The 13,569-nt window shown below is 72.7% G+C and carries 12 protein-coding genes; 5 read left to right on the top strand and 7 right to left on the bottom strand.

Annotated features, from left to right (window positions below):
• Positions 1 to 18 precede the first annotated feature (18 nt).
• Both BLT36_RS12740 and BLT36_RS12735 read left to right on the top strand, forming a co-directional pair.
• Complete coding sequence (locus BLT36_RS12740) at positions 19 to 495, top strand: GtrA family protein (RefSeq protein ID WP_175529634.1); 477 nt, start codon at positions 19 to 21, stop codon at positions 493 to 495.
• A gap of 129 nt (positions 496 to 624) precedes the next feature.
• The gene (locus tag BLT36_RS12735; protein ID WP_092095596.1) at positions 625 to 2,241 is read left to right on the top strand and encodes a DUF2142 domain-containing protein; all 1,617 of its coding nucleotides are present in this window, start codon (positions 625 to 627) and stop codon (positions 2,239 to 2,241) included.
• A 60-nt stretch (positions 2,242 to 2,301) separates the two neighbouring features.
• Here the strand turns inward: BLT36_RS12735 and BLT36_RS12730 are convergent, their stop codons facing one another.
• The 3 genes from BLT36_RS12730 to BLT36_RS12720 all read right to left on the bottom strand — a co-directional run bounded on the left by BLT36_RS12730 (position 2,302) and on the right by BLT36_RS12720 (position 5,054).
• Positions 2,302 to 3,609, bottom strand: coding sequence for a UDP-glucose dehydrogenase family protein (locus BLT36_RS12730; RefSeq protein ID WP_092095594.1), 1,308 nt, complete (start codon positions 3,607 to 3,609; stop codon positions 2,302 to 2,304).
• A gap of 76 nt (positions 3,610 to 3,685) precedes the next feature.
• Positions 3,686 to 4,234, bottom strand: coding sequence for a PH domain-containing protein (locus BLT36_RS12725; protein ID WP_092095593.1), 549 nt, complete (start codon positions 4,232 to 4,234; stop codon positions 3,686 to 3,688).
• A gap of 4 nt (positions 4,235 to 4,238) precedes the next feature.
• Positions 4,239 to 5,054 carry a biotin--[acetyl-CoA-carboxylase] ligase gene (locus BLT36_RS12720; protein WP_092095591.1) on the bottom strand — a complete coding sequence of 272 codons (816 nt, stop codon included), beginning with the start codon at positions 5,052 to 5,054 and terminating at the stop codon, positions 4,239 to 4,241.
• A gap of 74 nt (positions 5,055 to 5,128) precedes the next feature.
• Here BLT36_RS12720 and BLT36_RS12715 point away from each other — a divergent pair, with 74 nt between their 5' ends.
• A complete protein-coding gene (locus BLT36_RS12715) occupies positions 5,129 to 6,724 on the top strand; it encodes an acyl-CoA carboxylase subunit beta (RefSeq protein WP_092095589.1) in 1,596 nt (531 codons plus the stop codon).
• A gap of 31 nt (positions 6,725 to 6,755) precedes the next feature.
• Positions 6,756 to 7,073, top strand: coding sequence for an acyl-CoA carboxylase subunit epsilon (locus BLT36_RS12710; RefSeq protein WP_092095588.1), 318 nt, complete (start codon positions 6,756 to 6,758; stop codon positions 7,071 to 7,073).
• 957 nt (positions 7,074 to 8,030) lie between these two features.
• Here BLT36_RS12710 and BLT36_RS12705 read toward each other — a convergent pair.
• From BLT36_RS12705 to BLT36_RS12690, 4 genes are all read right to left on the bottom strand, one after another.
• Positions 8,031 to 9,080: a hypothetical protein gene (locus tag BLT36_RS12705; RefSeq protein WP_092095586.1), complete on the bottom strand. Its 1,050-nt coding sequence runs from the start codon at positions 9,078 to 9,080 to the stop codon at positions 8,031 to 8,033.
• Entirely contained in the window at positions 9,077 to 10,528 is a 1,452-nt protein-coding gene (locus BLT36_RS12700) for a sensor histidine kinase (RefSeq protein ID WP_092095585.1), read from the bottom strand. Before BLT36_RS12700 ends, BLT36_RS12705 begins: the two co-directional genes overlap by 4 nt.
• A 5-nt stretch (positions 10,529 to 10,533) precedes the next feature.
• A complete protein-coding gene (locus BLT36_RS12695) occupies positions 10,534 to 11,247 on the bottom strand; it encodes a response regulator transcription factor (RefSeq protein WP_071290598.1) in 714 nt (237 codons plus the stop codon).
• A 165-nt stretch (positions 11,248 to 11,412) separates the two neighbouring features.
• The gene (locus BLT36_RS12690; protein ID WP_092095583.1) at positions 11,413 to 12,672 is read right to left on the bottom strand and encodes a class I SAM-dependent RNA methyltransferase; all 1,260 of its coding nucleotides are present in this window, start codon (positions 12,670 to 12,672) and stop codon (positions 11,413 to 11,415) included.
• A 14-nt stretch (positions 12,673 to 12,686) separates the two neighbouring features.
• On the opposite strand from BLT36_RS12690, the gene BLT36_RS12685 reads away from it, so the two are divergent.
• Complete coding sequence (locus BLT36_RS12685; RefSeq protein ID WP_092095582.1) at positions 12,687 to 13,514, top strand: Maf family protein; 828 nt, start codon at positions 12,687 to 12,689, stop codon at positions 13,512 to 13,514.
• The last annotated feature ends 55 nt before the right edge of the window (positions 13,515 to 13,569 follow it).

The following is a 13,569-nucleotide window of genomic DNA, read 5'->3' as shown; positions in this document are numbered from 1 at the left end:
GAACCCGTGCGGCGACTGATGTCCCAACTGGCACGCTTCGGCGTCGTCGGTGCGATCGGCTTCGTCGTCGACACCGTCATCTTCAACGTGCTGCGCGCGACGATCCTCAGCCCGGACGAGATCCACTCCGGTCCGTTCTGGGCGAAGGTGATCTCGACCGTCGTCGCGATCTTCGTGAACTGGATGGGCAACCGGTACTGGACCTTCCGTGACCAGCGTCGCTCCGTGGCCACCCGCGAGGGCGTCGAGTTCGTCATCGTGTCGCTCGGCGGCATGGTGATCTCGCTCGGCTGCCTCGGCATCTCGCACTACGCGCTCGGGCTCACCTCGGCGCTGGCGGACAACATCTCCGGCAACGTGATCGGCCTCGTCCTCGGCACCGCGTTCCGGTTCTGGCTGTACAAGGTCTGGGTGTACCACCCCGAGCGCACCGGCCCGGCGGAGCCCGTCACCCCGACCCGCGCGCCGGCGCCGTCCGAGCTGTCGGGTCAGTAGGGACGCGTCAGTCGGCACGGCTCAGTCGGCGCGGCTCAGTCGGCACAGCTCAGTCGGCACGGCTCAGTAGGCTCGTCGAGTCGCCGGACGCGCGGCGCCGATCGACCCCGACCCGCAGGAGCCCGTTCGATGCAGTCCGCCCCGCACCCGCCCGTCACCCGGCGCGAGGGACTGCTGGTCGCCGTCCTGACGGCGGTGTTCGGTCTGTGGCTCGTCCTCTGGGCACTCGTGGTCCCGGCCTTCCAGGCACCGGACGAGCCCGCCCACTTCGACGCCGTCGTGCACGTCGCGACCGGTTCCGGCTGGCCCGCACCGGGCACCCTGCACGTGTCGAACGCGGTCCTCGCCGCCGAGCAGGAGCAGGCGCAGGCACAGGCGCACGGTGATGCCTCGGCCTGGTCGACGATGAGCGAGCTGCTCTCGGCGCACCCCGGGGACTCGACGACCGTGAACCAGATGACGCAGCACCCGCCGACGGCCTACGCGGTCGACGCGGTCGTGCTCCGTGCGCTGCACTACGGCTCGCTCCGCTGGGACCACGCCCTGGTCGCCCTCCGCCTGTTCGACGCGCTCCTCGTGACGCCGCTCGCGCTCCTCGCCTGGGCCGCCGTCCGCCGGGTCACCCGGTCGCCCCGGGCAGCGCTCGTCGCCCCGCTGGCACTCTTCGCGACGCCGCAGCTCGCCTCGATCGGCGCCTCGGTGACGAACGACGCACCCGTGCTCCTCCTCGGTGGCGCGGTGGTGTGGCTCGCCACGAGGCTCCTCACCGGCGACCTCCGCACCCGGACGCTCGTCGCGCTCGGCGTCGTCACGGCGGCACTCGTCTGGACGAAGGGCACCGGACTGCCGGCCGTCCCCGTCACCGCCGTCGTCACGCTCGTCGCCGGCGCGGGGGTGCTGCCGGTCGCACGCCGGGTCGTCCGCACCGTGGTGGTGCTCGCCGTCACCGCCGTGCTCGGCGCCTGGTGGTGGCTGCACAACCTCGTCACGTACCACCGACTGCAACCCGACGGCTACGCGGCCATCCGACCGCACGCCGACTTCCCGCCCGGATCGCACCCGTCGCCGCTGCACTTCGCCGACGTCAGCTGGGGCACGATGGCCCGGACGTTCTGGGGCAGCCCCGGGCAGCGCGCGCAGGTCAGCATCGGGGACCTCCTGACGGCCGTGCTGACGATCGTCGCCGTGCTCGTGGTCCTCCTCTGGGCCTTCCGCCGCCCGCGCTCCGGCCCGGACACGCGCGCGGCGGCCTGGAGCCTCGCCGTCTTCCCCGTGCTCCTCCTCGCCCTGCAGACGGCGAGCAGTGCCCGCGCGTACCTCGACACCACGCAGGTCGCCGGGACACAGGGCCGCTACCTGTTCCCCGCACTCCTCGCGCTCGTCGTGCTCAGCGCCGTCGCCTGGCGCCGCATCCCCCGCACGGCCGGTGGCCGACGCGGGCTCGCCGCGGGCGTCGCGGTCGTCGCACCCGCCGTCGGCCTGTACGGCCTCGCCGTCGTCGCGAGCTGGTTCTGGAACGCCGCACGGTTCCCGGTCACGGTCGCGGGCGTCGCCCGGTACCAGGAGCTCGGTCCGGTCCCGTTCGCACTCGTGGTCGTCGTCGCCGTCCTGGTCGCGGTGGGCCTGACGCTGTCCGTGGAACGGGTGGCGCGGTGGTCCGGGCCTGGAGGCACGGATCGCCTTCCCCGCTCGGCTGCGGTCGGCCGCGGTGCCGGTGCCACGGCCGACACCCGCCAGGTCGAGTGAGCAGACGACGACGGCCGCGCCCGTGGGGCGCGGCCGTCGTCGTACCGGGGTCGGTCGGGGTCAGCGCCCCATGCCCCGGTACGTGAACCCGGCGGCGGTCCAGGCGTCACGGTCGAGGCAGTTGCGGCCGTCGACGACCACCGGCGACGCCACGAGGGACGCGACCTCGGTCGGGTCGAGCTCGCGGAACTCGTTCCACTCGGTCAGCACGAGCACGAGCTCGGCGTCGCGGAGCGCGTCCGCTGCGCTCTCGACGTAGTCGAGCTCGGGGTGGATGCGGCGGGCGGTGACGACCGCCTCCGGGTCGTACGCCGCGACGACGGCACCGAGGCCGAGCAGCCGGGCGGCGATGTCGAGCGCCGGCGAGTCACGGACGTCGTCGGAGTTCGGCTTGAACGCCAGGCCGAGCACGGCGACGCGCTTGCCGGTGACGACGCCGCCGAGGAGCTCCTGGGCGAGCTCGACCACGTGCGCGCGGCGGCGGAGGTTCGTCGCGTCGACGTCGGCCAGGAACGCGAGGGACTCCCCCACGCCGAGCTCGTTCGCCCGGGCCTGGAACGCCCGGATGTCCTTCGGCAGGCACCCGCCACCGAAGCCGAGGCCGGCGTTCAGGAACTTGCGGCCGATCCGGGCGTCGTGGCCGATCGCGTCGGCGAGCGCCGTGACGTCCGCACCGGCGACCTCGGCGATCTCGGCCATCGAGTTGATGAACGAGATCTTCGTCGCGAGGAACGCGTTCGCGCTGATCTTCACGAGCTCGGCGGTGGGCAGGTTGACCACGAGCCGGGGCGTGCCGGCGGCGAGCGCCTCGGCGTAGACCTCGTCGAGGGTGTCGACCGCGCGCTGGCCGGCTTCGCCCTCGGGCACGCCGTAGACGAAGCGGTCGGGCGAGATCGTGTCCTGCACCGCGAAGCCCTCGCGGAGGAACTCCGGGTTCCAGACGAGCGTCGCGCCGGGGACCGCGGCGTCGACCTCGGAGGCGAGCCGCGCGGCGGTGCCGACCGGGACCGTCGACTTGCCGACCACGAAGTCGCCCGCGGACAGATGCGGCGTGAGCGCGGCGACCGCGGCGTCGACGTAGGTCAGGTCCGCGGCGCCGGTCGGACCCTGCGGGGTGCCGACGGCGAGGAAGTGCACCCGGGCGCCGGCCACCTCGGCCATGTCGGTGGTGAAGCGGATGCGGCCGGAGGACAGGGCCTCGGACAGGATCTCGGGGAGACCGGGTTCGAAGAACGGGGCGTCGCCCGCCGCGAGCCGCTCGATCTTGACCGGGTCCACGTCGACGGCGACGACGTCGTGCCCGAGCTTGGCCATGGATGCGGCGTGCACGGCACCGAGGTACCCGCAGCCGATGACAGAGATTCGCACGGGAAGACGCTACCGGGTTCTCGTCGAACTTCCACCGAGTGCGATGGGAGCCCGCGTCGTGGACCCGTCCGACGCGTCAGGGACGGACGTCGCCCCACTGCGGCCGGTCCGCGCCGCCGACGATCTCGTCCCAGTCGGGCTCGCGGTGGCGGCGCCGGGCCTCGTACGCCTCGACCATGTCGTGCAGGACGGCGACGACGAGGTCGGCGTGCGGGACGTCCCCGAGCACCAGCGCCGGCTCGTCCCCGGGGAACACGAGGACGTCGCCGGAGCGGAACACCCCCTGCAACCCCCGGCGCCGCACCGTGACGTCGTACCCGCGCGAGTGCAGGAGCTCCCGCCGCGTCCGGGTGCCGAGCCCGTGCACGACGACGAGGCGCCGGGTGGTCACGACGTACCGCTCCGACATCCAGCGGAACAGGGGCATCGCTCCGCCCACGAACAGCAGGAGCAGGACGAGCCCGGCCACCACGGCGTTCAGCCACGCGAGCTGTGCCCGGAAGACCCCGAAGCCGAACCCGCCGGCGACCATCACGAGGACGACGAACACCGCGGGCCGGACGAGCCGGCGCGCGTGCGGTCGCAGGCGCGCGACGACGCGTTCGGGCGGGGGCTCGTCGGTCATGCGCTCATGCATACCGCAGGTGGGTGATGTCCCCCACCGCGACGCCCGTGGAGGTGCCCTGTCGATCCCGGATCGTGATGCGGCCCTCGTCGTCGATGCCGGTGGCGTCCGCCTCCAGGGCCGTGCCGTCGGGCAGCTCGAGCCGGATACGCTGCCCGATCGTGCCGCAGACCGACCGGACGTGGGACCGGACCGTCTCGGCGGCGGAACCGCCCGCGACCAGGGCGACCACTGCCTCCAGGACGCCGGCGTGGAACGCGACCAGCACCCGGTCGGCGAGCTCGTCGGCGGAACCGCGTGCTCCCGCGACCGCCAGCGAGGTCGCGGTCGGCGTGGGGAGCCGGTCCGCGGGGATCGTGAGGTTCACGCCGGCACCGACCACGACGCTGCCGTCCGCCGCGACCTGGCAGAGGATGCCGCACACCTTGCGGCCGTCGACCTGCACGTCGTTCGGCCACTTCACGGCGACGACCGGCCCGGGGGCGGCCCCGTCGGCCGGCAGCTCCGCGGCGATCGCGTCCCGCATGGCGGCGCCGGCGACCAGCGGCAGCCAGCCACGGTCCCGCTCGTCGAGGTCCGCGCGGACGAGCACGCTGACGGCGAGCGTCTCGCCCGCCGGGGCCGACCACGAGCGGTCGAGACGCCCGCGCCCCGCCGTCTGGTCGAGGGTGGCGAGCACGCTGCCGTGCGGCTGACCGGGTGCCAGGGCGAGCAGATCGGCGTTCGTCGATCCGGTGCGCTCCGGTGCGGTGAAGACGGCCCCCGCGGACGCGACGGCGGCTCGGCTGCTCGGGAACGTCGACGACAGGGGTGTGGACATGCGTGCAAATGTACGGGCAGGAACCGTGGGGGTCCTCCAACCGGCCGTGTCGTCGCCGCCGGTAGGGTGAGCGGGTGACTTCAGGAGACACCCCCGATCTCTCGACGACGGCCGGACGGCTCGCCGACCTCCGCGAGCGGTACCACGAAGCAGTGACCGCCGCGGGTGAGTCCGCGATCGCCAAGCAGCACGCCAAGGGCAAGGGCACCGCGCGCGAACGCATCGAGCAGCTGCTCGATCCGAACTCCTTCGTGGAGTTCGACGAGTTCGTCCGCCACCGCACCCACGCGTTCGGCATGGAGTCGAAGCGCCCCTACGGTGACGCGGTCGTCACCGGCGTCGGCACCATCCACGGCCGGAACGTCGCCGTCTACGCCCAGGACTTCACGGTCTTCGGCGGCTCCCTCGGCGAGGTCGCCGGCGAGAAGATCATCAAGGTGATGGAGCACGCCATCAAGACCGGCGTGCCGATCATCGGCATCCTCGACTCCGGCGGCGCCCGCATCCAGGAGGGCGTGGTCGCGCTCGGCAAGTACGGCGAGATCTTCCGCCTCAACACGCAGGCGTCCGGGGTCATCCCGCAGCTCTCCATCGTGATGGGTCCCGCAGCCGGCGGTGCGGTGTACTCCCCCGCGCTCACCGACTTCGTGATCATGGTCGACAAGACCAGCCACATGTTCGTCACCGGCCCCGACGTCATCAAGACCGTCACCGGCGAGGACGTCGGCTTCGAGGAGCTCGGCGGCGCCCAGACGCACAACGCGGTCTCCGGCGTGGCCCACTACCTGGCCGAGGACGAGACCGACGCGCTCGACTACGCGCGCTCGCTCATCGGGTTCCTGCCGGACAACAACCTGTCCGACCCGCCGGCCTACGACGTCGCCCCGGAGCTCGAGACCACCGACGCCGACCACGAGCTCGACCTCGTCATCCCGGACTCGACGAACCAGCCGTACGACGTCACGACGATCATCGAGCACCTCGTCGACGACGGCGAGTTCCTCGAGGTCCAGCCGCTCTTCGCGCCGAACATCCTCATCGGCTTCGGCCGGGTGGAGGGTCGCACGGTCGGCATCATCGCGAACCAGCCGCAAGCGATGGCCGGCACGCTCAACATCGACGCCGGCGAGAAGGCCGCCCGCTTCGTGCGCTTCTGCGACGCGTTCGGCATCCCCATCCTCACCCTCGTCGACGTGCCCGGGTACCTGCCCGGCACCGACCAGGAGTGGACCGGGGTCATCCGACGCGGCGCCAAGCTCCTCTACGCCTACGCCGAGGCCACCGTCCCGCTCGTCACCGTCATCACGCGTAAGGCGTACGGCGGCGCGTACATCGTGATGGGCTCGAAGCAGCTCGGCGCCGACATCAACCTCGCGTGGCCGACCGCCGAGATCGCCGTCATGGGCGGGCAGGGCGCCGTCAACATCCTGTACCGCGCCGAGATCAAGCGCGCCGAGGAATCCGGTGAGGACGTCGCCGCGGTCCGCGCGAAGCTCGCGAACGAGTACACGTACAACGTCGCCTCGCCGTACCTCGCCGCCGAGCGCGGTGAGCTCGACGGGATCATCCAGCCGCACGCCACCCGCGTGTCGGTCATCAAGGCGCTGCGGGCCCTCCGGGGCAAGCGGGCCTCGGTGCCGCCGAAGAAGCACGGGAACATCCCGCTGTGACCGGGCTGCACGCGCGGAAGGTCGGACGCTGATGGGTCGCCACGCCGCCCCGGTCCCCGCCGACGAGGGCGCCGAGGTGGGCGCCGCGGTGGGTGCCGACGAGCACGCCGCGGTGGGCGCCGACGAGCACGCCGAGCTGGGCGCCGACGTCCGCGTCGTGTCGGGCGACCCGACGCCCGAGGAGCTCGCCGCCGTCATCGCCGTCCTGCAGCGGCAGGCAGACGAAGCGGCAGCGAACGGTCGCGCCGAGGTGACGGTGTCACCGCGATCCGGGTGGGACGTGTCCGCCCGCGGGCTCCGACGGCCCCTCGAGCACGGCGTCGGCGCCTGGACCCGCTCGCTGCGCTGAGCCGAGTTGCGCACGGTCACACGCCTCCGTGTGTCCCGGCCTTGCGCTCCCCCGTGGGAACGGGCGACCATGTACCCCTGGGTATCGAGCCGCCGGCAGCGTTGCAGCGTGCACTTCCCGGTCGGTCTCCCCTCAGACGGGGGACAACTTCCGCCGCCGGAGTTGGAAATCGCACGTTTTGTCCCCCATAATGACGACTGACAACGTGCTTGGCGACAGGCATAGTAGTTGTTGTTCGGTGTCCTTCTACGAAGAACATCGCAGGTCGGTGGCCGACTAGGGTACGACGCCACCACCAGCTACGAGTCAGGGCGATATTCGGGTTGTCGCTCAGACTCGGGTCGTGAACGGGCCGGTCGGATTCCGACCGGCCCGTTCCCCGTTTCCGGGGTGTCCCGGTCGCGCCCCGAAGGCCGGTGCCGCGTGCCGCCGGTGCACGCATCGACTACGTGGGCACCTTCCGACAAAGCACGCGTCGATCCACACGTGCAATGTCGCCCCATGCCCACGCATCGACTACGTGTGCACCTTCCGACAAAGCACGCGTCGATCCACACGTGCAATGTCGCCCCATGCCAACGCATCAACCGAGTCGGGACGACGCACCCGACGTCGTACGACATCGGGTTCGTCGTCCGGCTGCGCACGCACCCCGGGCCTGGAGGCGCGTGGCGGCGCCGACACGCGCCTCCAGGCCGATGCCGGGCACGTCGGGGGCGTCCGCCGCACCACCCGACGCACCGACCCGGAACGACGAACCCGCTGTCGTACGACAGCGACCGCGTCGCTCCCCCGCGCGCGCAACTGTTGCGGCCGCGCAGCAACGACGTGCCCGCTGTCGTACGACGTCGGCGATGTCGTTCCGCTCCGCACGACGTCCGGCGCACGACGTCCGGCGCACGGCGACCGGCGCACGGCGCACGGCGACCGGCGCAGCGCAGCCCCGCCCAACCCCGCCTACGCCGGGACGTGCCGTGGGATCTCGAGCCAGAGCACGACGGAGTCGTCCTCGTCGCCGTCCTCGTCGTCCATGCCCGCTCCGAGGGCCGCGGACTCGCTCGCCGCCAGGTCGAGCCGGAGCCCGACGACGGTCACGGCCGAGTCGGACCCTTCCGAAACGGTGCGGACGATGACGTTGTCGGCCTCGCGGGCTTGCCGCAGGGCCTCGGCGATCCGGGCGTGCACCCGCCGCAGGTCGTCGATCTCGAGGTCGTCGAGCCCGCCGTCGTCGTGCAGCTGCACGGTCGCGCCACGACGGCGGAGACGCATCACCTCGTCGCGGACGTCCTCGGAGAGCAGCGACCGGCCGCGGATCTCGTCGCGGATGGCCTGCTCGAGGTGCAGGCACTCGGCACGCTCGGCCTCGTCGAGGTCTCCGCCGGTGTCGATGATCCGCTGCAGCATCGGCAGCGCCATGCGGGTCGTCTGGCTGAGCCGGAACTGCCGCTCGAACACGTGCGCGTCCTGCGCTGCCTGCCAGTCGGCGGTCTCCTGCTCGGCGCGGATGAAGTCCCGGGTGACACGCGTGGCACGGTTCATCGCGAACGCGAACCCGGTGGCGATGGCGACCCAGGACACGCTGCCGAGGACTCCGAGCGAACCGAGCGCGCCGAGGCCCGCCCACGCCACGGTGTGCACGGTGAGGAACCCGACGCCCACCCAGGCGAACGGCCCACGCCCGCGGACGACGAGCACGACCATCAGGGTGCCGACCGCGGCGATCCACCAGGTGCTGTACCCGGGGCCGTTGCGGAGTTCGACGACGGGCGACGCGACGATGGGCATGACGATCGCGGTGGCGAGGGAGAAGCACGTCGCCCAGATCGGCAGCGCGCGACCCGGGATGAAGAGTGCGACACCCGTGGCGGCGGCGTAGAGCACCATGCAGGCGAGCACCGGCCCGACGTCGAGGACCCGCGGGAGCGTGGTGGCGGCGAGGAGCAGGTGGTAGACGGAGAACAGCGCGGCGAGGCCGATGGCGACACCCGCAGGGATCGAGACCTTCACCGTTGCACCTCCGCCTCGGGCACCCAGTCGAGGTGGACCCGTGTGCCGCCGCCGGGGCACGTGACGACCTCGGCACGGCCGGAGACCGCCACGACGCGTTCCACGATGGAGCGGCGGACACCGAGTCGCTCGGCGGGGATCCCCGCGAGGTCGAACCCGGCTCCGTCGTCGCCGACCTCGAGGTGGACGCCGGCACCGCGCTGCTCGACGGCGACCCACCGGTCGACGTCCGGGCCGCCGGCGTGCTGGACGCTGTTCACGGCCGCTTGGATCGCCGCTGAGGCCAAGGCATCGGCGACGGGCGCGGGGATCCGGGCACTGCCGACGCGGGTGTCCTGCACGCGGACCGGTGCGGCGAGCGCGCCGACCGCCTCGCCGATCCGGGAGCGGAGCTCGACGAGGGAGACCGGTGGCGCGTCGGCGGGATCGTCCGACGCGGCGGCCTCGAGGTGGTCGATCGCGTTCCGGGCCATCCGCGCGGCGAGCATCTCGGCGTCGACGGTCTCGGCGCGGGCGGCCGACAGCAGGGTCGTCAGGACGCTGTCGTGCACGATCGCGTCGACCTGGACGCGCTCGACCTCGGTCGCGTGCTCGCGGATGGCGTGTGAGTACCGGCGGACCGCCGTCGCCTGCGCTGCGTCGACTGCGGTGGCGGCCCGGCGCAGCACGACGGCGATGACCAGGACGGCTCCGCTGAGGATGGCCGTGTACACGCCGTCGAGGAGCGCCCGCATGCCCGCGTCGCCGCCGACCGGGGTGAGCCGGATGACCACGTACACGGTCGGGACGAGCGCGGTGTAGACGGTCGCGCGCCACGGGGCGAAGCCCATCGCCGCCGCGGTCGAGCCGACGGTGCAGAGCCACCACGGCCACGGGACCTGGTCCGACGGGATCGCCTCGGCGACGGTGAGCGGCCACGTCACCAGTGCGACGAGGAACAGCAGCGCGCAGGTGATCTGCGCCAGCTGGGCCGCCCGTCGGATGAACACCGACGCGCCCACGAACAGGAACGACGCAGCCAGGCCGCACGCCACCACCGGACCCCAGACCGGATCGAGGTACGGCAGCTGCGCGAGCACGGCGGGAACGGTCGTGGCACCGAACCCGAGTGCGGCGACGGCGATGAGGATCGAGAACGCCCGTTCGACGGACGCCTGCGTGATGGTCGCGCGGACGCTCCGCGACGGGTCGGCTCCGAGGGGCGCCCGTTCCGAACCGCTGCCGCCCGTCGAGGACGACGCCCCGACGGCGGTCGACCCGACAACGGTCGACCCGACAACGGTCGACCCGACAACGGTCGACCCGACAACGGTCGACCCGGCGCCGGTCGAACCGGCGCCGGACGGCGCGGGTCCTCGGCCGTTCCCGGGCCGTGCCGACGCAGACCGGCCCGCCGCCCCGCCGGCACGTGCCGGTCCGGACGTGGACGCCGCGTCAGCCGCAGCCATCGGACTCAGCGACCGTCGCCGTCGGGGTCGATGCCCGAGTCGAGCCCGGGGAGGATGCCGTCCTCCACCGCTCGACGGAGCAGGTCGACCTTCGTCGGGGCGGGACGGCCCACCTCGACGTACTTCACACGGATGCGGTCGAGGTACTCACGCGCCGTCGAGTACCCGATGCCGAGCTGCTGCGCGGCGAGCTTGAGCGGCAGACCGGATGCGTACAAGTGGAGGATCTCGCGCTCGCGCCGGCCGAGCTGGGCCTTCGCGAAGTCACGATCCGCGTCGATCGCGCTCGCCCATTCGAGGTTGTTCAGCACGTCGCCCCGGGCCACGGTCGCGACGGCCGCCATCACGGTCTTCGTCGCCGAGGACTTCGGGATGACGCCGGCAGCCCCTGCGGCCAGTGCCTCGCGGACGTTCGCGACGCGGTCGGCGATGGAGTGCACGAGGACCGCGGAACCGGTGCCCTGCACACCCTTCACGTTCGCGGTCACGGTGGAGCCGTCGCCGAGCGACAGGTCGAGGACGACGACGTCGACCTCACGCCCGTCGAGGTGCTCGATGTACTCGGGCACGCTCGCGGCGGTGAGGACCACCTCGAACCCCTCGTTCTGGCACGCTGCCTGGATCCCGAGTCGCACGGACTCGTGGTCGTCGACGATCGCGACACGGACGGGCTTGGTCGCCAGTCCGGTCGTTCCGGTGGTGGTCGTGTCTGTTGCCACGGTGGCCTCTCTCGTCGATGCGCACCCCCGGCCCCTGAAACCGGGGAGCCATCACCGACCAAGGATACCCAGGTCGGACTCAGGCAGCAGCGCGACGCGAGCAGAAGCGACGGTTTGTGTTGCACTCCGCCACACGGACGCAGCGCGGCGGGGCCGCGCCCGCCGTCAGCCGACGGGCACCAGGCGCGCCACGGCCTCCAGGTGGTGGGTGTGCGGGAAGAGGTCGAACGCGCGCAGGGCCTCCAGGCGGTACCCGAGGTCAGCGAACGTCGCGACGTCCCGCGCCAGCGCGACCGGGTCGCAGGCCACGTAGACGACCTGTGCCGGCTGCAGGGCGGCGATCTGGACGACCACTTCGCGGCCGGCGCCGGACCGCGGCGGGTCCAGCACGATCGTGCCGGCCCGGTACCGCTGCCGCTCGCTCGCGGTGAGTGCGGAGACCGTCCGCTGCAGCCACCGGTCGACGCGACCGGTCTCGGCGCGCGCACCGATCCACTCGGCGAGGTTCTCCTGCGCGTGCTCGGTCGCGCGCGGCGCGCTCTCGACGCTCGTCAGGCGCGCCTTCGGGCCGACGAGGTCGCCGAGCGCGGCGGCGAGCAGACCGACGCCGCCGTAGAGGTCGAGGTGCTGCCCCTCCGGGTCGAGCCGGTCGCGGTCGACGAGGTCCTGCACCGCCTCGGTCAGCACGACCGGTGCGGCGCGGTGCACCTGCCAGAAACCGTTGTCGTCGACGGCGAACGAGCGCTCCCCCACCACTTCGGTGACGACGGTCGGCTTCTGCTCGTCGATGACGAGACGGGCACCGTCGGCGCCGCTCGGTGCGAGCACGTCGATGACGGACGAGCCGGGCAGGGCCCCGCGGCCGAGAGGTGCACTCTCCTGCACGACGGCGCTGGCGAGCGGGAGCGAGGTGACGGGGACGACCGTGTGCGAGCGTGCGGCGAAGGGACCGGCGGTGCCGTCCTCGTCGACGTGCAGCCGGACGCGCGTGCGCCAGCCGAGGCCGTTCGCCGCGTCGTCGCCGGGGGCCGCCTCGACGACGACGTCGTGGCCGAGCACCGCAGCGAGGTCGACGTGGGCGAACCGCGCGAACGAGTCCACCAGGACGTCGTGCTTCAGCGTCCGCTGGTGTGCGAGCGCGATGTGGCCGAACTCGGCACCACCGGGACGGACGGCCGGGTCACGGTCCAGCGCGGCCTCGGGCCAGACGTGGTCGACGCGGTGCTCGCTCGGGGACTCGACCGACACCGTGTCGGCGCGCCAGAACGACTTCTTCCGGTCCTCCGTCACCCGCGCGGTCACCCGCTCACCGGGGATCGCATCCGAGACGAAGACCACGCGCCCCTCGTGCCGTGCCACCGAGATGCCGCCGTGGGCGATCCCGGTGACGTCGAGTTCGAGCAGCGTTCCGACGGATTCACCCATGGTTCGATGTTCCCATGCGTCTGTACCTCGCGAGTACCTCCCCCGCCCGCCGTGCCCTCCTCGCCCAGACCGGGATCGAGCCGGTGCTCGTCGCGCCGGGTGTCGACGAGGACGCCGCGGTCGCCCGGGTCGCGTCCGCGCTCGGCCGCGACCTGACCGGTCCGGAGCTCGTGGCGATGCTCGCGGTGGAGAAGGCAGCGGCGGTGGCGGACGGCGCGGTCACCGTCGACGGCGGCCCGGTGGACGGCTTCGTGTTCGGCGGGGACTCCGCCTTCGAGGTCGACGGGGTCCTGTACGGCAAACCCCACGACCCGGCGGTTGCCCGCGACCGATGGCGGCAGATGCTCGCCGCAGGCGGCGGCACGTTGTGGAGCGGACACTGCGTCATCGACCGGCGGCGTGCTCTGGACCCGGCTGACGGCGGGCCTGGAGGCGCGTGGCGGGCCGGCACCGTGCCTCCCGTCCGCCGTGTGGACACGCCGGGCGGCGGGCCGCTCGGCCTGGCTGGTTCCGTCACGGACGTCGCGCCCGGTGGATCCGGCATGGTCGCCGCCGACGACCGCGTCGTCGCAGTCGACAGCGCGGTGCTCACCTTCGCCGACGACATGTCGCCCGAGGAGATCGACGCCTACGTCGCAACCGGCGAACCGCTCGAGGTCGCCGGCGCGTTCACCATCGACGGCCGCGCCGCCGCGTACATCACGCGGATCGACGGCGCCCCGTCCGCCGTGGTCGGGCTGTCCCTGCCGGTGCTCCGCTCGATGCTGCTGCGGGGTTTCGGGATCGCGTGGCACGATCTCTGGGCCTCCGAGCCCCGCGGCACTGTAGACATCCACACTTGATCGGGGTGGTTCTTTGTGGGTGCCAGTCAATTCACACCCCCGCCGCACGAATACG

The organism is Curtobacterium sp. UNCCL20 (assembly GCF_900101675.1).
Classification (GTDB): domain Bacteria; phylum Actinomycetota; class Actinomycetes; order Actinomycetales; family Microbacteriaceae; genus Curtobacterium.
This window is presented reverse-complemented; position numbering and strand designations above follow the sequence as displayed.